The sequence below is a fragment of the Undibacterium umbellatum genome (assembly GCF_014284125.1).
GTDB classification, from domain to species: Bacteria; Pseudomonadota; Gammaproteobacteria; order Burkholderiales; family Burkholderiaceae_D; genus Undibacterium; species Undibacterium umbellatum.
Window position 1 is genome coordinate 194518 of the sequence record NZ_JACOFX010000001.1, and the last position, 23629, is coordinate 218146.

19 protein-coding genes are annotated in these 23629 nt (G+C 48.6%); 9 read left to right on the top strand and 10 right to left on the bottom strand.

From position 1 onward, the window contains the following. Positions 1-107 precede the first annotated feature (107 nt). From H8L47_RS00940 to H8L47_RS00960, 5 genes are all read left to right on the top strand, one after another. Entirely contained in the window at positions 108-542 is a 435-nt protein-coding gene (locus H8L47_RS00940) for an NfeD family protein (RefSeq protein WP_186951367.1), read from the top strand. A 55-nt stretch (positions 543-597) separates the two neighbouring features. Then, a complete protein-coding gene (locus H8L47_RS00945; protein WP_186951368.1) occupies positions 598-1548 on the top strand; it encodes an SPFH domain-containing protein in 951 nt (316 codons plus the stop codon). A 135-nt stretch (positions 1549-1683) separates the two neighbouring features. Continuing rightward, complete coding sequence (locus tag H8L47_RS00950) at positions 1684-2382, top strand: DNA alkylation repair protein (protein ID WP_186951369.1); 699 nt, start codon at positions 1684-1686, stop codon at positions 2380-2382. A 121-nt stretch (positions 2383-2503) separates the two neighbouring features. Further along, positions 2504-5173: a polysaccharide deacetylase family protein gene (locus tag H8L47_RS00955; protein WP_186951370.1), complete on the top strand. Its 2670-nt coding sequence runs from the start codon at positions 2504-2506 to the stop codon at positions 5171-5173. 43 nt (positions 5174-5216) lie between these two features. After that, a complete protein-coding gene (locus H8L47_RS00960; protein WP_186951371.1) occupies positions 5217-5687 on the top strand; it encodes an Aca2/YdiL-like domain-containing protein in 471 nt (156 codons plus the stop codon). A gap of 49 nt (positions 5688-5736) precedes the next feature. Here the strand turns inward: H8L47_RS00960 and H8L47_RS00965 are convergent, their stop codons facing one another. The 3 genes from H8L47_RS00965 to H8L47_RS00975 all read right to left on the bottom strand — a co-directional run bounded on the left by H8L47_RS00965 (position 5737) and on the right by H8L47_RS00975 (position 7716). Then, positions 5737-6852: an NADH:flavin oxidoreductase/NADH oxidase gene (locus H8L47_RS00965; RefSeq protein ID WP_186951372.1), complete on the bottom strand. Its 1116-nt coding sequence runs from the start codon at positions 6850-6852 to the stop codon at positions 5737-5739. Positions 6853-6940: 88 nt separating this feature from the next. After that, positions 6941-7165, bottom strand: a complete 225-nt coding sequence (locus H8L47_RS00970) for a DUF6500 family protein (RefSeq protein WP_186951373.1) — start codon at positions 7163-7165, stop codon at positions 6941-6943. Next, positions 7165-7716: an NUDIX hydrolase gene (locus H8L47_RS00975; RefSeq protein WP_186951374.1), complete on the bottom strand. Its 552-nt coding sequence runs from the start codon at positions 7714-7716 to the stop codon at positions 7165-7167. Before H8L47_RS00975 ends, H8L47_RS00970 begins: the two co-directional genes overlap by 1 nt. A 222-nt stretch (positions 7717-7938) precedes the next feature. Here H8L47_RS00975 and H8L47_RS00980 point away from each other — a divergent pair, with 222 nt between their 5' ends. Beyond that, a complete protein-coding gene (locus H8L47_RS00980) occupies positions 7939-8745 on the top strand; it encodes a M90 family metallopeptidase (RefSeq protein WP_186951375.1) in 807 nt (268 codons plus the stop codon). A gap of 45 nt (positions 8746-8790) precedes the next feature. Here the strand turns inward: H8L47_RS00980 and H8L47_RS00985 are convergent, their stop codons facing one another. The 7 genes from H8L47_RS00985 to dapC all read right to left on the bottom strand — a co-directional run bounded on the left by H8L47_RS00985 (position 8791) and on the right by dapC (position 16652). After that, a complete protein-coding gene (locus H8L47_RS00985) occupies positions 8791-10776 on the bottom strand; it encodes an ATP-binding cassette domain-containing protein (protein WP_186951376.1) in 1986 nt (661 codons plus the stop codon). A gap of 98 nt (positions 10777-10874) precedes the next feature. Then, positions 10875-11777: a 50S ribosomal protein L3 N(5)-glutamine methyltransferase gene (gene prmB, locus H8L47_RS00990; RefSeq protein ID WP_186951377.1), complete on the bottom strand. Its 903-nt coding sequence runs from the start codon at positions 11775-11777 to the stop codon at positions 10875-10877. 31 nt (positions 11778-11808) lie between these two features. Continuing rightward, positions 11809-12936, bottom strand: coding sequence for a succinyl-diaminopimelate desuccinylase (gene dapE / locus H8L47_RS00995; RefSeq protein ID WP_186951378.1), 1128 nt, complete (start codon positions 12934-12936; stop codon positions 11809-11811). Positions 12937-12938: 2 nt separating this feature from the next. After that, complete coding sequence (locus H8L47_RS01000; RefSeq protein WP_186951379.1) at positions 12939-13310, bottom strand: ArsC family reductase; 372 nt, start codon at positions 13308-13310, stop codon at positions 12939-12941. A gap of 4 nt (positions 13311-13314) precedes the next feature. Further along, complete coding sequence (locus H8L47_RS01005; RefSeq protein WP_230413536.1) at positions 13315-14457, bottom strand: PilT/PilU family type 4a pilus ATPase; 1143 nt, start codon at positions 14455-14457, stop codon at positions 13315-13317. Positions 14458-14518: 61 nt separating this feature from the next. After that, entirely contained in the window at positions 14519-15346 is an 828-nt protein-coding gene (gene dapD / locus H8L47_RS01010; protein WP_186951380.1) for a 2,3,4,5-tetrahydropyridine-2,6-dicarboxylate N-succinyltransferase, read from the bottom strand. Positions 15347-15419: 73 nt separating this feature from the next. Then, positions 15420-16652 (bottom strand): succinyldiaminopimelate transaminase, encoded by a 1233-nt coding sequence (gene dapC, locus H8L47_RS01015; RefSeq protein WP_186951381.1) that lies wholly within the window; start codon positions 16650-16652, stop codon positions 15420-15422. A gap of 303 nt (positions 16653-16955) precedes the next feature. On the opposite strand from dapC, the gene smc reads away from it, so the two are divergent. The 3 genes from smc to ligA are packed head-to-tail and all read left to right on the top strand — an operon-like array spanning position 16956 to position 23628. After that, a complete protein-coding gene (smc, locus tag H8L47_RS01020) occupies positions 16956-20480 on the top strand; it encodes a chromosome segregation protein SMC (RefSeq protein WP_186951382.1) in 3525 nt (1174 codons plus the stop codon). Beyond that, on the top strand, positions 20477-21559 hold the full coding sequence (locus tag H8L47_RS01025; protein ID WP_186951383.1) for a cell division protein ZipA C-terminal FtsZ-binding domain-containing protein: 1083 nt from the start codon (positions 20477-20479) through the stop codon (positions 21557-21559). Before smc ends, H8L47_RS01025 begins: the two co-directional genes overlap by 4 nt. Before the next feature lie 11 nt (positions 21560-21570). Then, positions 21571-23628, top strand: coding sequence for an NAD-dependent DNA ligase LigA (gene ligA, locus H8L47_RS01030; protein WP_186951384.1), 2058 nt, complete (start codon positions 21571-21573; stop codon positions 23626-23628). Position 23629 lies beyond the last annotated feature (1 nt).

Below are 23629 nucleotides of genomic sequence, written 5' to 3' on the forward strand. Positions count from 1 at the left end.
TGGGTAAAATTCTATGATAATTACCGATGAAAAATATAAGTTTGTCGTAGAGAATGATAATGTAGCAGTGTTGATCAGTACAAAAATTCAATAAGGAGAATAAAAAAATGAGCGGATGGATGATGTGGATGATACTAGCTGGTCTGGTCATCATATTTGAATTGTTCACGGGTACGTTTTACTTGCTGATGATTTCAATTGGCCTGGTGGCAGGTGCTTTGGCTGCTGTTTTTCAATTGGGTCCAGAGAGTCAAATGATCGTTGCTGCAGTTGTTGGCTCACTCGCAACCCTGGCTTTGCACAAAAGTAAATATGGCTGGAAAGAAAATGCAAATGTTGCCCGCGATCCTAATGTGAATATGGATATAGGCCAGACCTTGCAAGTCAATGAATGGAAGGATTTGGGCAATGGCACGTTTTCTGCAAGAACCATGTATCGCGGTGCCATGTGGGATGTTGAATTACAGCACTCGGCAGGCTATCCCGGTGCTTATGTCATTGAAGAAATACAAGGTAGCCGGTTGATAGTCAAACCTTCATAGTAGTAAAAAATTAATATAAATATAAAACAGTCTGAATAACAATAAAGGTAAGCATATGGAAAATATAGGTAGCGTCGCTCTGGTTTTATTGGTGTTGGCCATGGTATTTGTCTTCAAAACCATCAATGTCGTTCCACAACAGCATGCATGGGTGGTGGAACGTCTGGGTAAATATCATGCCACGCTGGGACCAGGTTTAAATATCGTGGTGCCTTTTGTTGATCGCATCGCTTATAAGCACATATTGAAAGAAATCCCGCTGGATGTGCCGCCGCAAGTTTGTATCACCAGGGACAATACGCAGTTGCAAGTGGATGGCATACTGTATTTCCAGATTACCGATGCCATGCGCGCCTCATATGGTTCCTCGAACTATATAGCAGCGATTACACAACTTGCGCAAACCACCTTGCGTTCAGTCATCGGCAAAATGGAATTGGATAAAACCTTTGAAGAACGCGATCACATCAATACTACGATCGTTAATGCTATTGATGAATCTGCTGCCAACTGGGGTGTCAAGGTCTTGCGCTATGAGATCAAGGATTTGACGCCGCCAAAAGAAATTTTGCATGCGATGCAGGCCCAAATTACTGCTGAACGTGAAAAACGTGCGCTGATTGCCGCTTCTGAAGGCCGCAAGCAAGAGCAGATTAATATCGCCACTGGCGAGCGTGAAGCGTCGATTGCCAAATCTGAAGGTGAAAAGCAGGCATCGATCAATCGCGCTCAAGGCCAGGCTGCTGCCATTCTGTCGATCGCAGAGGCCAGCGCAGAAGCGATACGCAAGACTGCCGCAGCGATACAATCGCCAGGTGGTTCTGATGCGGCCAACTTGAAAGTGGCTGAACAATATGTAGCAGCGTTTGCCAATTTGGCCAAAACCAATAACTCGATTATTGTTCCTGCTAATCTGGGCGATATGAGTGGCTTGATTGCGACAGCGATGCAAGTTGCCAAATCTCAGAAACCTGCTGTGATTGAATCACCACGCCGACCTGTTTAAAGGATTGAGGAGCCTGACATGCTCTTCGACATCCAGAGGATATCAAAAAAACCGGCTGATCTCCATCAGCCGGTTTTTTAAATTTTTTTCGAAGAAATTTGTTTTTTTGCAGAGTGAAACAAGGATAGCGTAAGCATGGAAGTGAATAATGTAATCGATAACTTTCAACTCTCCTTATCAAGAGTCGCTGATTCACAACGTGCTATTGCCATGCGTGCGTATATGAAAAATCAATTTGAATTTCTGGGTATTTCAGCACCTGAAAGACGCAAAGCATGCGCAGCAGACATACAAGAGTTAAAAACGGCAGACCCTGCGCAATTGCTGGCTATTGCGCAGGCATTGTGGGCATGTAAAGAGCGTGAGTATCACTATGTGGCTATCGATATACTGGCTAAGCACTGGCGCAGTCTGAGACCAGACGATTCACCGTTGCTATTGTTGTTGGCGCAGCAGAAATCCTGGTGGGATACTGTTGATGGGCTGACAGGCGTAATTGGTGATTTATTGCGGAAAAATTTGACTGGAGGCAGGCAAATACAAATCAGCATGGACGCAGCGCTTGAACACCCTGATTTTTGGGTAAGGCGTATCGCGCTATTACATCAATTGGGTTGGCGCGAACTCACAGATGTGGACAGATTGTTTCATTACGCCCTGGCATTGGCAGATGAAAAAGAGTTTTTTATCCGTAAAGCCATAGGCTGGGCATTGCGTGATTATGCCTGGCATGAACCTGCGGCCATACATGGTTTTCTACAAGCGAACCAGAGTAGATTTTCTGGATTGACCCTGCGCGAAGCTGCAAAAAATTTAAAGAAGCTAGGAGAATAGTTACAAAAAATCCGGCAATCCAAGTTGTTGGCGCGTATTTAAGTACCCATGTGGTGTGGCATTTGCAATATGATATCTGGTTGTTTGTAAATTGCTAAACTGCCAGCTTGCATTATTTCTGATGAAACCTAAAAACCTTATCTTGTCTGCCATCGCCGTAGTCAGCGTGGCTGTCACTTCTTATTTCCTTGTACAAAAGTCTAACCAGACTCCAGAGAGCAAAGCGGTAGCTTCTCAGTCTGAGCAAAAGGATACATTTGATCCTGCCAAATTGCCAGAAGACTTGAATGGCTTGCTGGTAGCCTATCGCAAAATTATCATCTTGCTTGCCGATGAGAAAAAGCTCAATGCCAAAGAACGCAATGAAGCTAACCGGGTAGGTCAGGCTTTATTCCATGAAAATCTGGTCAGACTCAATGACCTGGATACTTTTTTCAGTAAATTGAAATCATTCAGCAATGCAAAACGAGAATCCAGCTTTGATACTATCCTGACCTATATTGAATCAGGTGAAGATTTATATGATGCAGATCGTCTCGCATTCCGCGAAGTTTTGCTCAAGATGCAAAAACTGATAGCGACAGAACAGACCCTGCCAGCTATTAAGCTACACAAACGCGTTACCGATGACTTGAATGCACTCAGTGAAATCGAAAAAGAATACGACAAAGAACTCAAAGAAATTTTCTCTCGTTTTGAGTCGCGTTCCATAGAACTGAAGCGCGAGCGCTGGGATGACTACATCGCCAAGCTGCGCAAGCTGCATAACCGCGAACAAATCCTCAAGGATTACGGTTTCATCCTGCCTTATCCGGAAAAACCGGAAGCAGCCGATGAAAAGGATAGAGAAATTTTCGGCCAGGGCCTGCCTGCCAAGACAGTGGTGCTGACCTTTGACGATGGTCCACATGCTACTTACACCGATGAAATCGCGGCGATACTCAAGCAATACAATGTGCCAGGCGTGTTCTTTCAGGTTGGCAAGAACGTCGGCAGCATTGATGCGCAGGGCAAGGAATCGCTGAATAAAAATGCAGCAACCAGCAAGAAGCTGTTGAGCGCTGGTCATGTGTTGGCCAACCATAGCTTTAGTCATGCTTTACTGTCCAAGCAAAGCGGCAATAATCTGAATGCCGAAATCGAACAGACAGATAAATTGCTGAAGGCCATAGACCCGGCACGATCATCTTTGTTCCGCTTCCCTTACGGCGCGAAAAACAAAGAAGGCATGCAAATCCTGCAAAAGCTGGGCTTGCGTTCAGTGATGTGGAATATTGATTCCCTCGATTGGGCTGACCCTGTACCTAATTCGATTGCAGGACGTGTACTTGGCACTTTGGAGAAAGAGCAGCGCGGTATTATTCTTTTCCACGATATCCATGAACGTACGGTTAAGGCCTTGCCGCTGGTACTCGATAAACTGATTGCTGATGGCTATAGCTTTGCATCATGGGATGGGACGGACTTCAAAATTGCCAAGGGTGGCAAGCCTACGCCAGAAAAAGTCAGTATCAGTACCGACTATCAAAATAGCTGGGCTATCGTCATTGGTATCAACGACTATGCAAAGTGGCCCAAGTTGCAATATGCAGTGCAAGATGCCAATGCTATCCGCGACACCCTGATCAATCGTATGGGCTTTGCCGGCGACAAAGTATTGACGCTGACCAATGCAGACGCGACCCGCAATAATATCCTTGCCTTGTTCCATGAAAAACTGGGACATGGGCAATTGAAAAAAGATGACAGGGTCTTCGTCTTTTTTGCTGGTCACGGAGCAACCAGGAAGCTGAGTTCTGGACGCAACCTGGGTTACATCATTCCCGTTGATTCTGACCCTGAGCAATTGTCGGTCGATGCCATCCCCATGACAGATTTGCAGAACATCGCCGAAAGCCTCAATGCCAAACATATACTGTTTGTTATGGATGCCTGTTATAGCGGGCTGGGGCTGACGCGCGGTGGTGGCACCAGCGCATTCTTGCGTGAAAATGGCAAGCGTTTGGGTCGCCAAATGCTGACTGCAGGTGGTGCTGATCAACTGGTTGCTGACGGTGGACCTAATGGCCACTCTGTCTTCACCTGGACTTTGCTGCAGGCCCTGAGTGGCAAGGCCGACATGAATGGCGATGGTATGATTACCGCGACAGAGTTGGCAGCCTATATTGCGCCCGCCGTATCCAGTGTGTCGCAGCAAACGCCTGCATTTGGCAGCTTGCCAGGTTCTGAAGGTGGAGAATTTGTTTTTGAAACAAGAGGAGAGGGAGAGTTCCTCAATGCAAAAACCAATCAGTTATCTGCTGATGCCATTGCTCTCAACAACAAATTGGATGGCGCAGCCAAAGCAGGTGCAGATGCACCGATAGTCATCAAAAACCTGACTGGTGGCGAACAGAAAATCGCCGCACCTAAAATGGTGGATGGCTCATCAAGACAGCTGGCACAAAGAGCCAATGACCATGGGCTGCAATTGTATAAAGAGAAGCAATATGCACAGGCAGAAGCCGCATTTACAGAGGCTCTGAAGTACAGGCCTGACTTTGGTCTGGCGGCAAACAACCTGGGATTTGTTTACTTCAAACAGCAAAAATATGCAGAAGCAGCACGCTGGTTTGAGAATACTTTGCAGATTGATCCTTCTCGTTCAATCGCCTATTTAAATCTGGGTGATGCCAGGGCGCTTTTGAATGACAATGAAAAAGCAAAAAAAGCTTATGCCAGCTTTCTGGAGTTATCGCCGAATAGTCCAAATGCCAGTTATGTCAAAGAAGCGCTTAAAAAATTGAACTGAGGTCTATTCATAGAAGTAATTAAATTTTGGGCAAAGAATAAATATGAATGGTGTAAGTTTGAAGGCTATGCGCAGCTTGCTGCGTTTCAGCCATAATGAAGCGGCAGAACTGATTGGTGGCGTTCCGGTGCGAACCTGGAGTAGCTGGGAAGCAGGCACGCAAAAGATACCACAAGATGTGATATCCATGATTAATTACCTCATGGTGTGTCGCAAGAAGGCTATTACAGATACGCAGGCAGCGATAAAAACCTATTACTTGCAAATGCCGCCAGGCACCAGCAAAAAACCGGTTGCACTGGTCTGGTATGACAGTTTTGAAGACTGGTGCACCTTGCCCTACCGTGAATCGATCATGTGGAGGCCACAGCAATCTGTAGTGGCCCATCTGATCTCGGTAGAGAATTGTAGCGTTGTACAGTTTGAGGCTGAAGCCTATGAAAAATGGCTGGGCCGACGTCCAGATAGTGATTCCATGCGCAATCAGTGGGCGGATGAACAGTCACTGGCCTGATGAGTTCTGGCAAAGCTGCATTACGCAGTTTTCCCAAGCTACTTATGTATTATCTTTGCCCTATGCGGGTGTCACCAAACAGGTTTTTCTGATCACGCGGTTGAGAGCGCCAGTACTGCTTTGGTGCATCTACTGTCGCACCCAATTGCGCGGCTGCATGCCAGGGCCAATGCGGGTCGTACAAAATGCCACGAGCGATGGCGATGGCATCAGCTTTGCCAGTTGTAATAATTTCTTCTGCCTGATGGGCATCCGTGATCAGGCCAACGGCAATGACAGGTATGCTGCAATGCTGTTTGATTTCTTCCGCCAGATGAACCTGATAACCTGGTCCCAGTGGGATTTTCTGATCAGGTGAAACTCCACCGCTGGAAACGTGGATAAAGTCACATCCGCGCTTCTGCAATTCTTGGACAAAGAGTTTGCTTTGCGAGATATCCAGACCACCTTCCACCCAGTCTGTTGCGGACAAACGCAGGCCAACTGCCATGCTATCTTTCGGAACCGCTGCCCGCACAGCATCAAATACTTCCAGGGGAAACCGTAAGCGGTTTTCCACTGAACCACCATATTGATCTGTGCGCTGATTGGAAATGGGGGATAAAAATTGATGCAGCAAATAACCATGTGCTGCATGTATCTCAACTGCATTGATACCCAAACGGTGTGCTCGCAAAGCGGCATCAACAAAGGCCTGTTTCACGCGTTGCAGACCGGCTTCATCCAATGCCAATGGTGCGCGCTCAGCTTGCGCATGCGGCACGGCAGAGGGCGCAACCATTTGCCAGCCACCGTCTTCCAGTGCAATCAATTGACCACCAAGCCAGGGAGCCTGGCTGGACGCTTTACGTCCAGCATGACCCAATTGTATCGCAATAGGCATGGCAGAATGCCGACGTATCGATGCCAATACTTTAGCCAGCGCAGTTTCAGTCTCATCTGACCACAAACCCAGGTCACCGGGAGAAATGCGGCCTATCGCTTCTACAGCGGTAGCTTCAAGTATCAATAAACCGGCACCTGACAAGGCAAGCCCACCCAGATGAATAAGATGCCAGTCAGTCGCCTTGCCATCGTCGGCAGAGTACTGACACATGGGGGCAATGATGATGCGATTTTTTAAGCTTAGCGAACCAAGCTTGATAGGTGAGAAGAGCGCGCTCATATCTTGGAGAAATGTCTGAATGAAGAAAGTATTCTGATTTCTTCATTATGCCTGCGCTTTTCTTTTGCTGCAGGGAGCGACCAATTCTTCAGCTTGCTTCCAGAGCTTCAACTATTGCCTTGATTTTGACTGCTTTTTCAAAGTGATCAAACTTGTTATCCATGATCCACCACGTGGCAGCTTCCATCAGTAATTGCGGGTCATCGTTTTTGTTGGCAAAGAAGGCGTAAAAGGATAGACCAACATTGCTGCCTTTTTGTTCTATTTTGTTATTGCATACTTCGATGATCTTTTTTCTCAGAGTGCTTCTCATTATTTATTCGTATTCCAGGTTAATGCGTGCAAGCCTCGGTAAAACGAGGCTATGTGCAGTGCTTGTGAAAACTCGTAGGTTTCTATTTTTTGCTGTATTTCGGGAATTGCCAGAAAGTCGAATTCTATATCTTCAGATACATCCAGCTGCTGCTCACCCTTTAAATCAAGCCCGGTAGCAAAAAACAAATGAATGGTATTTGTTTGACGGGCGGGGTTGGCATACATGGTTCCCAAAGTTTGCCAGTGTGTAGCGGTGTAGCCTGTTTCTTCCAATAATTCTCTTTGTGCAGCTAGGATAGGTGTCTCACCTTCATCAATGACACCACCAGGTAATTCAAGGCAAATCTTTTTTACGCCATAGCGAAACTGCTTTACCGTCAATATACGGCCATCATCTGCCTGGGCAAACACATGCACCCAGTCTGCTTCATGGAGTACATAATAGGGTGCTATTGTTTGTCCATTGGGAAGTTGGCAGGTATCCGCGGTCAATGTTAACCAGTCATCGCTGATTAGTATCTTTGAGCTTAAGTTTTCCCAAGGTTTCATAATAAGGTCCAGACTTGCGAAGGAAAAAATCAATCCATCATATCTTCTCATGAAATTATCTAATTCATATTATTTAATGCCATGTGATCTGATAAGCTGATTTTCAAGGGCCATGAGCTTATATATTAATTGCTATTGAGTTTGACTTCGTCGCGCCCATTTGCATCTGATCAACGAATGTCAGATGCAAATCACATTCGCAATCCTGATTAGGTTGTCGACATGGAATGGTTAATTCTTATTATTGTTTTACTGGTACTTGGCATCCTTGTCTTGCCCAGGCTGCGCTTGCGTCATGTGTTATCCCAGGCTTTTCCTTTGAATTACTCAAAAATTTTACGCAAAAACCTGCCGGGCTATACACGCATGCCGACTGATCTGCAAATGCAGTTGAAAAAACGTATACGCCAGTTTCTCTATCAAAAAACTTTTGTTGGTTGTGGTGGTTTGGTCATCACTGATGAAATCAGGGTAACGATAGCGGGCAAAGCTTGCTTGCTGCTGTTGAACCGTGAATCGGATGTATATCCGCAGCTTACGCATGTGCTGGTATATCCATCAGCGTTTGTGGCCCCTAGAACCCAGATGAATGCTGATGGCATCGTTACGCATACCAATCAGGGGCTCAGTGGCGAATCATGGAGTGATGGTCGTGTCATTTTGGCCTGGGATCAGGTGGCGCATAATTCCGACAATGAGGCACGGGGGCAGGATGTGGTTATCCATGAATTTGCTCACCAGCTTGATAGTGAAACTGGAACTACCAATGGCGCGCCAGCCTTGAAGTCAGCAGCAGCTTATAAGGCATGGTCTGCGTTGATGGAAAGAGAGTATGCCCAATTACATCAGGCAATAGCCAACGATATTCCTACCATCATTGATCCTTATGGTGCGACCAATCCGGCAGAATTTTTTGCTGTGGTGACTGAATCCTTCTTCAAGAAAAGCCGTGATCTTGCTCAGTACCACCCCGCCTTATACGAGCAGTTGCGGGCGTATTACCAAGTTGATCCATGTGACTGGGTTTAATCCTTGGATCAAGAAAACAAGGGGCGCTACATGCGCCCCTTTGCTTTATTCTACCGCTTCCAGAAATTCCTGCTGTTCCAGCCAGTCAGCTTCTATCTGCCCCAGTTCCTTGACGACGTAAGCCTGATCAAGTAACAAGGCCTTCAGTTTTTCCTTGTTGGCATCGTTATAAATATCACCGTCTTCAAGTTGTGCATCTATGTCTTTCTTTTTGATGTTCAACTTGGCCATCTGTTCTTCTAAACGTTTGATGCGTGTTTCTATAGGTTTGCGCAGATTAGCGAGGCGCAGGCGATCATCGGCGTCGCGTTTGCGTTGCTCCTTGTCATCGACCTTGGCAACGGGAATGGGCTTGGCTTGTGGCAAAGCAGCTTCCTGCGCCTTGGTTTTTTCTGGCAGGGCAGGGTTGGCTTTTTCCAGTTTGTTTTTGAACAGCCAGTCTTTGTAATCGTCCAGATCGCCATCAAATGGTTGCAGCTTGCCGTCGGCAACGATGATGAACTGATCCGTAGTTGCACGCAGCAAATGCCTGTCATGGGAGACAACTACCAGTGTACCTTCAAACTGCGCTAGGGCATCGGTCAGGGCTTCGCGGGTTTCCAGATCCAGATGGTTGGTTGGTTCATCCAGCAGCAAGAGGTTAGGACGTTGCCAGACGATCATTGCCAGCGCAAGGCGGGCTTTTTCACCGCCTGAGAACGGTTTGATCGGGCTGCTCACCATGGTGCCAGGGAAGTTGAAGCCACCGAGGAAGTTGCGTAATTCCTGCTCACGCACATCAGGGGCGATATGAGCCAAATGCCACAGCGGTGATTCATCATGGCGCAGCATCTCTACCTGGTGCTGGGCAAAATAACCGATGGACAGGCCTTTGCCGGTTTGCATGACGCCATTTAATGGTGCGATGTCGCCAACGATGGTCTTGATCAGCGTGGATTTACCTGCACCATTGACACCTAAGAGGCCAATACGCTGGCCGATTTGCAGTGTGAACTTGACGTCTCCAACGATTTTTTTCTCTGTGAAGCTGTGATCAGTTTCTGATTCTATACGATAGCCGCAATCAACATCTTCCATCACCAGCATAGGGTTTGGCGCACTGAGTGGCTCGCGGAATTCAAAAGAGAATTCAGCAGCAGCACGCAAAGGTGCCATTTCTTCCATACGTGCCAGCGCCTTGATACGGCTCTGCGCCTGTTTGGCTTTGGATGCCTTGGCCTTGAAGCGATCGATAAAAGATTGCAAATGGGCGCGCTTGCGGGTCTGTTTCTCTAGCATGCCTTGCGCCAGTTCCAGTTGCGCTGCACGCTGGCGTTCAAAACCGGAATAATTGCCACCATAGCGCTTGAGCTTGCGTTCATCAATATGGACGATGACGTTCACCACGCCGTCAATAAAATCGCGGTCATGGGAGATAATGATCAACGTGCCTTCATAGCGTTTCAACCAGTCTTCCAGCCAGATAATGGCATCCAAGTCCAGATGGTTGGTTGGTTCATCGAGCAGCAGCAAATCGGATTTGCACATCAGTGCCTGTGCCAGATTCAAGCGCATGCGCCAGCCACCAGAAAAACTGGCAACTGATTGTTCCAGTTCATTGATCTTGAAACCCAGGCCTAGCAGTAATTGTTCTGCACGCGGGCGCACGGTGTAGGCATCTGCATCAGCCAGTGCACCATACATATTGCCGATGGCAATACCGTTTTCATAGCTCTCTGGCTGAGCTTCCAGCTCTGCCAGTTGCGCCTCCAGTTTGCGCAAGGCGACGTCTCCGTCTATTGCGTAATCTATGGCGCTGCGTTCCAGCGGTGGCGTTTCTTGCGCCACGTGAGCAAGCTGCCATTTTGCCGGGAAATCGATGCTGCCCTGGTCAGGATGCAATTCACCACGCAACATGGCAAACAAACTGGATTTGCCCGCACCGTTGGAACCGATCAAGCCTATCTTGTCGCCGGGATTGAGCGTCACATCGACGCTGTCAAATAATGGTTTGATGCCGCGCGCCAGGACGACTTGTTGAAGACGTATCATATAAACTTAATTAATGGGTAATGCTATTGTTGATGCAAGAAAATGGAAAAACGGGCAAAACTGGTTTCGCCCGTCTTCATTGTGTTTACTTCTATGGACTATGTGGTGAAATCTGTCAGTTGACCGGCTTCCACCAAAAATACCATGTCATCACCTGCGCTGGTACTTAACCAGGTCAGGTTCAGTTCTGGGAAGGCAGCTTCGGCGAAGGCGCGTTCATTGCCAATCTCGACCATCAGCAAACCATCTTCGGTCAGGCGCTGTGCAGCACCGGCAACGATCTTGCGCACCAAGTCCATGCCATCATCACCACCAGCCAAGGCGATTTGTGGCTCATGCATGTATTCCTTGGGCAGTTTGGCCATGGAGCCGGAGTTCACATACGGTGGGTTGGTGATGATCAGGTCATATTTCTTGTCCGGCACATTGCTGTACAGGTCAGACTCGATCAGAGTAATGCGGTCCTGCAATTCATAGGTTGCCACATTACGCTTGGCCACTTCCAGCGCATCTTTGGAAATATCGACAGCATCCACATGCGCCTCAGAGAACATATCTGCCAGCATGATGGGCAGGCAGCCAGAACCAGTGCACAGTTCAAGGATGTTTTTGATGGCTTCCGGGTCTGTCACCCATGGTGAAAAATGCTCGGGTATCAGTTCTGCGATGAATGAACGTGGCACTATCACCCGTTCATCCACATAGAAATTATATGTGCCGAGCCAGGCTTCATTGGTAATGTAGGAAGCAGGTACGCGGTCTACTGCACGCTTGTCGATCACGCGCAAAACGGCATCTATTTCTGATGGCAATAAATGCGCATCCAGGAATGGTTCTATCTTGTCCAGTGGCAGGTGCAAAGTATGCAGCAGCAAATAGGCTGCTTCATCCAGGGCATTGGCACTGCCATGGCCAAAGAAAAGTTTCTCTTTGTTGAAGCGAGTGACGGCATAGCGCAGCAGATCGCGCAGGGTCAGAAAGGTGGTAGCGGGTGTAGTCATATTGTTTCCGTATCGGCCAGTGGTGAACTGATTAGGTCAGCAGGTTTTCCAGAGTGCGGCGATAAATGTTCTTGAGCGGATCTATGTATTGCAGCTCTATGTGTTCGTCAATTTTATGGATGCTGGCATTTGGCGGGCCAAATTCCACTACTTGCGGGCAGATTTTGGCGATGAAGCGACCATCAGATGTGCCACCAGTAGTGGAGAGCTCAGTCTCTATGCCAGTTTCTGCACGTATGGCATCACCCAGTGCATCGCTGAGGCTGCCTTTGGGTGTCAGGAAAGGATGGCCACCTACGGTCCATTTCAACTCATATTCCAGGCCATGTTTGTCGAGAATTACATGCACACGTTGTTGCAAGCCTTCGGCAGTACTGGCGGTGGAAAAACGGAAATTGAAATCAATGACAGCTTCGCCAGGTATCACGTTTGAGGCACCGGTGCCGGCATGAATATTCGACATTTGCCAGGACGTTGGCAGGTAATAGTCGTTGCCTTCATCCCAGACTTCGGCCACCAGTTCTGCCATGGCAGGGGCTGCCAGGTGGATAGGGTTTTTTGCCAGTTGTGGATAGGCTATATGGCCTTGTACGCCTTTGACGATCAGTTTGCCCGACATGGTGCCGCGACGACCATTCTTGATGGTATCGCCCAATTTATCTACGGAAGTCGGTTCGCCAACGATGCAATAATCAAGCTGCTCTCCACGTGCCTTGAGCTTTTCACAGACGACAACTGTGCCGTCGGTGGCCGGGCCTTCTTCATCGCTGGTGATCAGGAAGCCGATGGAACCTTTATGATCTGGATGGGCAGCGACAAATTCTTCAGTCGCCACCACAAAGGCAGCGATCGAGGTTTTCATGTCGGCTGCTCCGCGGCCATACAACTTGCCATCCCTGTGAGTCGGTGTAAATGGTGCAGACTGCCATTGTGTGACGGGGCCAGTAGGCACAACATCAGTGTGACCGGCAAACACCAGCAAAGGCTGGGTTTGACCACGTCTGGCCCACAGATTGGTCACATCACCGGATTGTATGGTCTCACACTGGAAGCCCAGAGGCTCAAGCAGGGCGATCAGGGTGTTTTGACAGCCTTTATCTTCAGGCGTGACCGAATCCAGCGCGATCAGTTGTTCGGTCAGGGCAAGTGTTTTACTCATGTTTATTTATGGAAAATGGACTGGTACTGCGGCACGGAAAAGCCGACATTCACTTGCGATTTGCCATCGTTATTGATCAGCAATACCGGGCGTTTGATGACTGATGGTTTATCCAGCATCAAGGCGATTGCCTGCTCAGTATCTGCGGCAGAGGCTTTCTCAGTATCACTGAGCGCACGCCAGGTAGTACCTTTGCGGTTGATCAGTACATCCAGGCCCTGATGTTCCAGCCATGTTTCTATGGCAGCACGGTTTAAGCCTTGTTTTTTGAAATCATGGAATTCAAAAGCCAGTTCCTGTTCTTGCAACCAGGTACGGGCTTTTTTAACGGTGTCACAGTTTGGAATGCCAAACAGGGTAATGCTTCGCGTCATACTTTTATACGTTCAGGGTAAATTCTGTGAAAGAAGCTTCTTCTTTGGTTTCTGGTTCTGGTTCTGGCTTTGCTGCTACGGCGGTGGATGCTTCATTGTTCAGCAGCCATAACAAGTTATTGGCAGAATCGGAATTTGCCAGACCTTCTTCTTGCGTGATCAAACCTTCGCGTATCAAATGCATGAGGGCGCGCTCAAATGTTTGCGAACCAGGTGACAAACTTTTCTCGATCGCTTCCTTGATCTGGAAGATATCACCTTGTTCTATCAACTCAGCCACATAACGGGTGTTGAGCATAATCTCGACTGCAGGCGCACGACCGCCATCCTTCGCACGTATCAGGCGCTGCGAGATAATGGCGCGTATGGACGAAGACAAATCCAGCAGCAAGGCACTACGAGTTTCCATAGGGAAGAAACTGATGATACGGTTCAAAGCCTGATAACTATTATTCGCATGCAGAGTCGCTAATACAAGATGGCCAGACTGCGCATAGGCAATCGCCGCCATCATGGTTTCGAGATCACGAATCTCACCAATCAGAATGCAGTCAGGTGCCTGACGCAATGAGTTCTTCAGCGCAGTTTTCAGACTTTCAGAATCACTACCAATTTCACGCTGGTTAACGATGGACTTTTTACTGCGGAACAAAAATTCTATCGGGTCTTCCAGCGTCAGGATATGGCCAGTCTTGACTTCATTCCTGTGATCCAACATGGATGCAATCGTGGTTGATTTACCTGAGCCGGTAGAACCGACCAGCAAGATCAAACCACGTTTTTCCATAATCAGCTCAGCCAGTACTGGCGGCAGATGCAGGGTATCCAACTTGGGAATATCACCGGGCACATAACGGAAGACCGCAGAGATCGAGCCGCGCTGGCGGAACGCCGAAAGACGGAAGCGACCTATGCCAGCAGCACCGATACCGACATTAAGCTCGTTCTCGGCTTCCAGTTGCTCCATGTGTTCAGGCTCTACCACTTCGCTGAGTAGCGAGAGGATATTTGCCTGATCCATTTTCTGCTGATTGATAGGGAGCAGATTGCCATTGATTTTCAAATGTATGGGCGAATTCATCGCGAAAAACATGTCAGAAGCCTGTTTTTCCTTCATCAGTTGAAATAACCTCTCCATCGCTGCCATGATGTTTCCCTAAGCTGAGCTAATTATTATAATAAGACGCAAAAACCGTAAAAAATACGAATTAAGCGCCGCGCAACAATTCATTGATGCTGGTTTTCGAACGTGTCTGCGCATCCACACGCTTCACAATCACTGCGCAATACAGGCTGTATTTGCCATCAGCAGATGGCAAGTTGCCTGAAACAACCACAGAGCCTGAAGGTACACGGCCATAGCTGACTTCACCTGTCGCGCGATCATAAATCTTGGTGGACTGGCCGATGTAGACGCCCATGGAAATCACGGAATTTTCTTCAACGATCACGCCTTCCACGATTTCTGAACGTGCACCAATGAAGCAATTGTCTTCAATGATGGTGGGGTTAGCTTGCATAGGTTCCAACACCCCACCGATACCAACGCCACCAGACAAATGCACGTTTTTACCGATTTGCGCACAAGAACCGACAGTCGCCCAGGTATCAACCATTGTGCCTTCATCGACATAAGCGCCGATATTGACATAAGAAGGCATCAACACCACGTTTTTTGCTATAAAGCTGCCACGACGTGCAACTGCTGGTGGCACCACGCGGAAGCCACCTTTGACGAAATCTTCAGCCGTGTAATTGGCGAACTTGGTTGGCACTTTGTCGAAGAACTGCATGTGTTCGCCAGAAGGCATGGTGATATTGTCTTCCAGACGGAAAGACAGCAATACAGCTTTTTTGATCCACTGATTGACTTGCCAGCTACCTTCAATTTTTTGCGCAACGCGCAGAGTGCCGGCATCAAGTTCGCTCAAGACATGAGCAACTGCTTCGCGGATTTCTGCAGGCGCAGATTTTGGCGAGAAATTTGTGCGGTCGTCCCAGGCTTGATCAATGATTTGCTGTAATTGTTGAGTCATGTTGAGTGTCTTCAAATGAAAATGTAAAAAATAGAAACCGAAATAATCTTGTGTTTGTTGTCTGGCTGCAATATCAGACTGCTGCCGGAGTAAAATTCTTGCAAAAGCTGACTATCCTTTGTGCCGCTTCCAGGCATTCTTCGGGCTCAGCCACCAAAGCCATGCGTATGCGGTTTTGTCCAGGGTTGATGCCATGGGCCTCGCGCGCCAGATAACTGCCGGGCAGAACTGTTACATTATATTCCTCGTACAGACGGCGGGCGAATTCTGTATCTGATAAACCCATGGCATCAGGAATTTTTGCCCATAGGTAAAAGGCTGCGTCAGGCAGCTTTACGTCCAGCACTTCTTGCAAAATCGGCATGATCTGGGCAAATTTGCGTATGTACTTGTCGCGATTTTCTTGCACATGCACTTCGTCATTCCATGCCACGACCGAGGCAGCCTGTATGTTGGGGCTCATGGCACTGCCATGATAAGTCCGGTACAGCAGGAATTTCTTGATGATTTCCGCATCTCCCGCCACGAAGCCAGAGCGCATGCCAGGTACATTCGAGCGTTTTGACAGGCTGGACAGGGTAATCAGGCGTTGATAATCATTCCTGCCCAGTGCGCGCGCGGCTTGCAGGCTACCCAGTGGCGCTTCTTCTTTAAAGTAAATTTCGGAATAGCATTCATCTGCAGCAATAATAAAACCATAACGATCTGACAGGGCAAACAGCTCTTTCCAGTCGTCCAGATTCAGCACTGCGCCAGTAGGATTGCCGGGGGAGCAGATATACAGCAGTTGTACGCGCTTCCAGATTGATTCTGGGATGCTCTTGTAGTCAGGCGCAAAATTTCGGTCAGGGTCAGCATTGGCAAAATAGGGCTCAGCCCCTGCCAGATACGCTGCGCCTTCATAAATCTGATAAAAAGGATTGGGACACACCACTAATGGCGGCCCATACTTGCAGGCACTGGGGTCTATGACGGTTTGCGCCAGAGCGAACAGGGCTTCGCGTGAACCGATGACAGGCAAAATCTGAGTTGCCGCATCCAGCGGCGGTATATTGTAGCGGCGTCCCAGCCAGGCAGAAATGGAGTTGCGCAGCGCATCTGAGCCAGCAGTCGATGGGTAACTCGCCAAGCCTGCCATATTTTCGACAATGGCATCCTTGATCAAGGCGGGAGTAGGGTGCTTGGGTTCGCCTATACCCAGGCTGATCGCTGGAAACTTGGGATTTGGCACATCATCGGCAAACAGGCGCTTCAGTTTCTCGAACGGATACGGCTGCAACTTACTGAGATAGGGATTAAATGTCATTTTTCGAATTGTTGTCGACGCTAAACAGGCTTTTTAGCTTATTTCTCTGGTCTGCTTGAATTTGCTGCTTTTTATTTGCAATCCGTATTATAGCGTCCTGAGGATTCTATAGAGAAAGGCTTTCACCTGTACTTGCGTGAAATACTGATTAATATGTAAATTGTGTCATAAGTTTGAAAACTGAAAATTTTGCTCTTACGATGGTATGATGCAGCGATACAGGAACGCGGCTGGCATTGATAGCCTTGGCATATATACGATACGCGGTAGATTTGACTGCAAAAGATAATAAAATTATATAAAGTGCGATTAACTTCTATTAAATTAGCGGGATTTAAATCTTTTGTAGATCCCACCCATTTTCAGGTTCCTGGCCAACTGGTTGGCGTTGTCGGCCCTAATGGTTGCGGTAAATCCAATATTATTGATGCTGTGCGCTGGGTTTTGGGTGAATCCAAAGCCTCTGAGCTGCGCGGCGAATCCATGCAGGACGTTATCTTTAACGGTTCTACCCACCGCAAACCCGCTGGCCGTTCATCCGTCGAGCTGGTTTTTGATAACAGCATGGGCAAAGCTGCCGGTCAATGGAGTCAATACGGTGAAATTGCCGTCAAACGTACCTTGACGCGTGATGGCACATCTACTTATTACATCAACGGGCAACCAGTGCGCCGCCGCGATATCCAGGACATATTCCTCGGTACCGGTCTCGGACCGCGTGCCTATGCGATTATCGGCCAGGGCATGATTTCGCGCATCATCGAAGCCCGACCGGAAGAATTAAGAATTTTCCTCGAAGAAGCTGCCGGTGTATCCCGCTATAAGGAGCGCCGCCGCGAGACAGAAAACCGCATCCATGACACCCATGAAAACCTGGTGCGTGTGGAAGACATCCTGCGCGAATTGAATAACAACCTGGACAGGTTGGGTGCGCAGGCCGTTGTTGCCAATAAATTCCGCGAATTACAGACTGATCAGGAAGAAAAGCAAAAGCTGCTGTGGTTGCTGCGTAAAAAAGAAGCAGAAAACGAACAAAAAAAGCATTTCGCCGAAATAGAAAAGACACAGACCGACCTCGAAGAACAAACAGCCAAGCTACGCCATGTCGAGCTGGAGCTGGAGCAAATGCGCCAGGCGCACTATGCAGTCGGTGACCGCATGCATCAGGCGCAAGGTCATTTGTACCAGACCAATGCCGAGATTGGCAGTCTGGAAGCGCAAATCAAGTTCGTCATTGAATCGCGTAGCCGTTTGCAATCACAATTGCAGTCCCTTACAGCACAGCGCGATCAATGGCAAAACCAGAGCCGCCAGTTCCAGGATGATTTGTCTGAAGGCGAAATACATGTCGAAGAGCTGGCCATGCGCGCTGAGCAGGCACTGGAAGTCAGTCAGCAACAGCAAGACAAGCTGCCCGCGATGGAGCAAATATGGCGTGAGTCGCAACTGAAGACGACAGAATCACGCGCCAAGATCATGCAAATGCAGCAGCAGATAGAGCTGGAATCTGCGCATCAGCGCAATGCTTCGAATATCCTGAACACTCTGACAACCCGGCGCGAGCGCCTGATGCAGGAGAAACAGGGCCTGGTATTGCCGGATACGACGCATCTGGACAATCTCTCCATGCAGTTGGAGGAGAAAAAGCAGGTGCTGGAAGAGCTCACCATGCAGCTGGAAGAAGCGCAAGAACGCTTACCCCTGCTGGAAGATGAGCGCAAACAGGCGCAGCAGCAAGTGAACCAGGACAGCGCCGAATATGCGCAACTGGAAGCGCGCCTGCTAGCCCTGAAACAATTACAGGAAAAAGTACAAAGCCAGGGCAAGGTGCAGCCTTGGCTGGAAAAACACGAATTGAGTGGCTTGCCAAAAATCTGGCAAAAGCTGCATATTGAAGCTGGTTGGGAAACTGCGCTGGAATCCATCTTACGCGAACGCACTGCAGCCTTGGAAATGTCAAACCTGGAATGGGCCAAAGCCTTTTTCGGCGATGCTCCACCTGCCAAATTGGCTGTTTGTGCGCCTACCATAGTCGCTGAGGCTGTCACACCTCTGGCCGGTTTCAAGCCCTTCATCGACTTGCTTCAACTGAATGATGCAGGTTTGCGTGGTTTGATGCAGGATTGGTTGCATCAGGTGTATATCGCTGAAGACATTACGTCTGCCTTCATGGACAGGGTTAAATTGCCCGCCGGCGCCTGTTTTATCACAAAGCAGGGCCATGTCATTGCTCGCTCCAGTGTGCGTTTTTATGCATCTGATTCCGAGCAGGATGGCGTGCTGGGACGTCAGCAAGAGATAGAAAACATCACCAAGCAATGCCGTGCCAAGCATATGCTGGCGGACGAGTCCAAAACCCGTGCCGTACGTTCTGAATCTGCTTACACTCAGGCTACGCAGCAATTACAAGACTTGCGCCAGCGCGTGGGCAGCCTGACGCAGACTACCCATAGTCTGCAAATCGAATTCATGAAATTGTCTGAAGTGCAGGAACGCTTTAATCAGCGCAGCACACAGATAGGCAGTGATCTGGCAGAAATCGCCGCGCAAGAGAGTGAACAACAGCAAATCAGGGCCGAGTCCGAGCAAAAATTTGAACAACTGGACATGGACCTGGCAGAACTGCAGGAAACCCATGAAGAAGGCCAGACTGCTTATCTGGAAAAAGAGCAGCAATTGAATGAAGCCAGACAGCGTCTGCGTGACCTGGAGCTGGCCGCGCAAGAAGCTGCCTTTGCAGAAAAATCCCACCGCAGCAAGATGGAAGAATTGCGCCGCAGTATTGCGACCGCGCTGGAACAATCAGCACAATTATTCGCCAGCATGCAGCAAGGTCAGCTTGAGTTGGAATCCATGGATGACCAGACTGCACAAGCTGGCTTGCAAGATTTACTGGATAGACGCAGCTCTCAAGAAGTGGCACTGGCAAATGCCCGTCATGAGCTGGATCAACTAACACAGCAATTACGCCATCACGAAGAATCGAAAATGCAGGTCGAGCGTAGCCTGCAGCCGCAACGTGACCGTATAGTTGAGTTGCAATTGAAAGAGCAGGCTGCACGCCTGAGCCAGGAGCAGTTCTCGGAACAATTGCGCAATTTTGAAGTCGATGAAGAAGCCCTGGCGCAAAAACTGCACGATGATCTCAAGCCATCTTATTTGCAGGGCGAAGTTACCCGCCTGACCAATGCGATTGCAGCATTGGGTGCCGTGAATATGGCTGCTCTTGACGAGTTGGCGCAGGCAACTGAACGCAAGACTTTCCTGGATGCACAGCATGCTGATCTGACTGAGGCGATCACCACTTTGCAGGATGCCATCCACAAGATTGATATTGAAACACGCGACTTGTTGCAAGACACCTTTGATAAGGTCAATCATCATTTCGCTGAGCTTTTCCCAATTTTATTTGGTGGTGGCCAGGCGAAACTGATCATGACAGGTGATGAAATTCTGGATTCTGGCGTCCAAGTCATGGCGCAGCCACCTGGCAAAAAGAATGCAACCATTCATTTGCTGTCTGGTGGTGAAAAAGCCCTGACGGCAACGGCATTGGTTTTCTCGATGTTCCAGTTGAACCCTGCACCTTTCTGTTTGCTTGATGAGGTTGATGCGCCGCTGGATGACTCAAATACTGAGCGTTTCTGTAATATGGTGAAACGCATGTCGTCAAACACACAATTTTTATTTATCTCCCATAACAAGATTGCGATGGAAATGGCACAACAATTGATTGGTGTCACCATGCAAGAACAGGGGGTTTCACGAATCGTGGCGGTAGATATGGAATCTGCCGTCAATTTTGCTACTGAGGTTCAAGCAGCATGACAGATCTACAAATTAGTTTGTTAGCGATAGGTGGAACGCTGGTGGTCGGCGTCCTGATTTTTAATAAATGGCAGGAATACAAAGCCAAGAAAACTGTTGAAAATGCGTTTGGCGATGGACATGATGATGTCCTCATGAATCCTGATGCGCCCGTTGAATCCATAGTCCGGCATGAACCTAGCCTGGATGGCGACGTGCAGCCTGTTGAGGATGTGCCGCAACATCATGAGCCCATGCATGCAGATGCAGCCACTGAAATGGAAGCACCGGTAGCAATACAGGATAAGGAATTGCCGGTCGATGAATTAATCGATTGTGTGATCCCATTGGAGTTTGAAACACCGGTACGTGGTGAAAAAATCCTGGCAGAAATCGCAGACCTTAAATATGTGGGTAAAAAACCTGTGCATTTCATCGGCCAAAGCCATAGCGGCGAGCGCGATGTGATTGCCGTTGGCGGGGCTTATACCTGTCTGTTTGCAGGCGTGCAAATGGTCAGCCGCAATGGCCCTTTGAATGAATTGGAATATTCTGAATTCATCATGAAATTGCGGGCGATTGCTGATAATCTGAGTGCGCACCCGGATATCCCGGATATGAATAAAGTCATGGTCAATGCCCGCGAATTGCATCAATTCGTCGCCGAGCATGACGCCCAACTGAGCGTAAATATCGCTGCCAACGGTGCGCCATGGGCCTTGAATACTTTGCTTGCTGCATTGGAGAAAATGGGTTTTGATCAGCGCCCCGACGGTCGTTTGATGATGCCTGATGGTGACGGCGGCAGCCTGTTCACCTTGTCGACCAATGTCAGCGTCAGTGAAACTATGACTTCGCGTCTGACTCTGTTATTGGACGTACCTTGTGTTGCCCCTGCACGTGATGGCTTTGGTGCCATGGCAGCTTGTGCACGCTCTTTGGCGACTCGTCTGGGCGGTACAGTCGTCGATGATGGCAGTCAGCCTATTTCCAAACTGGCGCTGGATGAGATATCTGGTCAGGTTCATGAATTTTATGCAGCAATGGCAGAGGCGCAGATTCCTGCTGGCTCTCTGCGTGCGCAACGACTATTTAGCTAATTATTGTAGACATGCAGAATGATCTTTTGGATGCTGCCGCCAAGGCGGCAGACACTTCAACATTGATGACGCAGGCAGAAAACCTGCGCGCAGAGTTGAACAAGCACGCACACGCCTATTATGTACTGGATAACCCCAGCGTACCCGATGCTGAATATGACAGATTGTTTTCAGAGCTTCAGCGGCTGGAAGAGACTCATCCTGAATTAAAAACCGTCGATTCACCTACTAACAGGGTGGGCGGGGCACCTTTGCCAGAATTTGGCCAGGTGCAACATGCTGTGCCTATGCTATCGTTGAATAACGGCTTTGAAGACGATGATGTCATCAATTTTGACCGCCGTGCCCGTGAGGGGCTGGATATTCAAAATGAAATTGTCTATGCGATAGATTTGAAGTTTGATGGACTGGCCATCAATCTGCGCTACGTCGATGGCGTCTTTACACAGGCAGCAACGCGTGGTGATGGCTTTACCGGCGAAGATGTCACCGAAAATATTCGCACCATACGCAGCATCCCCTTGCGCTTGAGGGTAGATAATCCGCCAAAGATACTGGATGTGCGTGGCGAAGTATTGATGTTCAAGCGCGATTTTGAAAAACTCAATCAACGCCAGCGAGATGCTGGCGCCAAGGAATTCGCAAATCCACGCAATGCTGCTGCTGGCAGCTTGCGTCAGCTTGATTCAAAGATTACTGCTAAACGCACTTTGCGTTTTTTTGCCTATGGCATAGGTTTGCTGGAAGGCATGAGTATGCCACCTTCTCATCGCGCCTTGCTGGATTGGTATAAGCAGGCAGGCATTCCTGTTTGCGAAGAAAACGCTCTGGTCAGTGGTGCTTCTGGTTTGCTGGAATTTTACAAGGCGATTCAAACCAGACGCGACAATCTGGATTATGAAATTGATGGCGTGGTCTATAAAGTCAATGATTTTGCCAGTCAGCAGTCGCTTGGTTTTGTATCACGCGCGCCACGTTTTGCAATCGCTCACAAATTCCCCGCGCAAGAAGCGCTGACTACCGTGCTGGATATAGAAGTGCAAGTCGGCAGAACAGGTGCGATTACGCCTGTAGCCAGATTGGCGCCTGTCTTTGTTGGCGGTGTTACCGTGACCAACGCTACTCTGCACAATGAAGAAGAAATTCAGCGCAAGGATATACGGATAGGTGACACGGTTTCTGTGCGTCGCGCAGGTGATGTGATACCTGAGGTTGTCGCCAGCATACTGGAAAAACGTCCGAAAGACTCACGCCAGTTTGTCATGCCTGTGGAATGCCCGATTTGTGGCTCACCCATACAAAAGCCGGAAGATGAAGCAATTGCTCGTTGCAGCGGTGGCTGGATAAAATGTACTGCACAGCGTAAAGGTGGCTTATCCCACTTTGCTTCACGTAAGGCAATGAATATTGATGGTGTAGGAGAGCAGCTCATTGATCAGTTGGTCGACAAGAATGTCGTTACAACCGCAGCAGATTTGTATAAGCTTGGTCTGCGCGCACTGGTTGAGCTTGACCGTATGGCAGAGAAGTCTGCGCAAAATGTATTGAGTGCGCTGGAAACATCCAAGCTGACCAGTTTTCCTCGCTTTATCTATGCTCTGGGGATACGCCATGTGGGTGAATCAACGGCAAAAGATCTGGCCGCGCATTTCGGTAAGACAGATACATTGATGAAGGCAACTGAAGAGCAGTTGCTGGAAGTATCAGATGTTGGGCCAGTCGTTGCAAAGTCCATCTTGCGCTTCTTCTCAGATCCACTCAATGTGGAGCTGGTAGAGCAACTGCTGGCATCTGGCATACACTGGCCAGCGATTGAGGTGCAAGAAAAAGGTGAGCAAGTCCTGGCAGGCAAGACGCTGGTACTAACAGGTACGCTGCCAACACTGAGTCGTGATCAGGCTACAGAGATTATAGAAAAAGCTGGTGGCAAAGTCTCGGGATCTGTCTCCAAGAAAACCAGTTATCTGGTCGCTGGTGATGATGCAGGCAGTAAGCTGGTAAAAGCGCAAGAATTGGGTATCAATATTTTGACAGAAGCAGAATTGCTTCAACTTTGTTCCGGGAGCTGAA

What these genes read in the sequence shown, in the direction of transcription:
- H8L47_RS01000 (WP_186951379.1), bottom strand. Translation starts at nt 13,310, where the DNA reads ATGACGCGAAGCATTACCCTGTTTGGCATTCCAAACTGTGACACCGTT.
- dapD (WP_186951380.1), bottom strand. Translation starts at nt 15,346, where the DNA reads ATGACTCAACAATTACAGCAAATCATTGATCAAGCCTGGGACGACCGC.
- H8L47_RS01025 (WP_186951383.1), top strand. Translation starts at nt 20,477, where the DNA reads ATGACAGATCTACAAATTAGTTTGTTAGCGATAGGTGGAACGCTGGTG.
- dapC (WP_186951381.1), bottom strand. Translation starts at nt 16,652, where the DNA reads ATGACATTTAATCCCTATCTCAGTAAGTTGCAGCCGTATCCGTTCGAG.
- H8L47_RS00975 (WP_186951374.1), bottom strand. Translation starts at nt 7,716, where the DNA reads ATGAAACCTTGGGAAAACTTAAGCTCAAAGATACTAATCAGCGATGAC.
- H8L47_RS00940 (WP_186951367.1), top strand. Translation starts at nt 108, where the DNA reads ATGAGCGGATGGATGATGTGGATGATACTAGCTGGTCTGGTCATCATA.
- dapE (WP_186951378.1), bottom strand. Translation starts at nt 12,936, where the DNA reads ATGAGTAAAACACTTGCCCTGACCGAACAACTGATCGCGCTGGATTCG.
- prmB (WP_186951377.1), bottom strand. Translation starts at nt 11,777, where the DNA reads ATGACTACACCCGCTACCACCTTTCTGACCCTGCGCGATCTGCTGCGC.
- H8L47_RS00955 (WP_186951370.1), top strand. Translation starts at nt 2,504, where the DNA reads ATGAAACCTAAAAACCTTATCTTGTCTGCCATCGCCGTAGTCAGCGTG.
- ligA (WP_186951384.1), top strand. Translation starts at nt 21,571, where the DNA reads ATGCAGAATGATCTTTTGGATGCTGCCGCCAAGGCGGCAGACACTTCA.
- H8L47_RS00945 (WP_186951368.1), top strand. Translation starts at nt 598, where the DNA reads ATGGAAAATATAGGTAGCGTCGCTCTGGTTTTATTGGTGTTGGCCATG.
- H8L47_RS00970 (WP_186951373.1), bottom strand. Translation starts at nt 7,165, where the DNA reads ATGAGAAGCACTCTGAGAAAAAAGATCATCGAAGTATGCAATAACAAA.
- H8L47_RS00960 (WP_186951371.1), top strand. Translation starts at nt 5,217, where the DNA reads ATGAATGGTGTAAGTTTGAAGGCTATGCGCAGCTTGCTGCGTTTCAGC.
- H8L47_RS00985 (WP_186951376.1), bottom strand. Translation starts at nt 10,776, where the DNA reads ATGATACGTCTTCAACAAGTCGTCCTGGCGCGCGGCATCAAACCATTA.
- H8L47_RS01005 (WP_230413536.1), bottom strand. Translation starts at nt 14,457, where the DNA reads ATGGCAGCGATGGAGAGGTTATTTCAACTGATGAAGGAAAAACAGGCT.
- H8L47_RS00965 (WP_186951372.1), bottom strand. Translation starts at nt 6,852, where the DNA reads ATGAGCGCGCTCTTCTCACCTATCAAGCTTGGTTCGCTAAGCTTAAAA.
- H8L47_RS00950 (WP_186951369.1), top strand. Translation starts at nt 1,684, where the DNA reads ATGGAAGTGAATAATGTAATCGATAACTTTCAACTCTCCTTATCAAGA.
- H8L47_RS00980 (WP_186951375.1), top strand. Translation starts at nt 7,939, where the DNA reads ATGGAATGGTTAATTCTTATTATTGTTTTACTGGTACTTGGCATCCTT.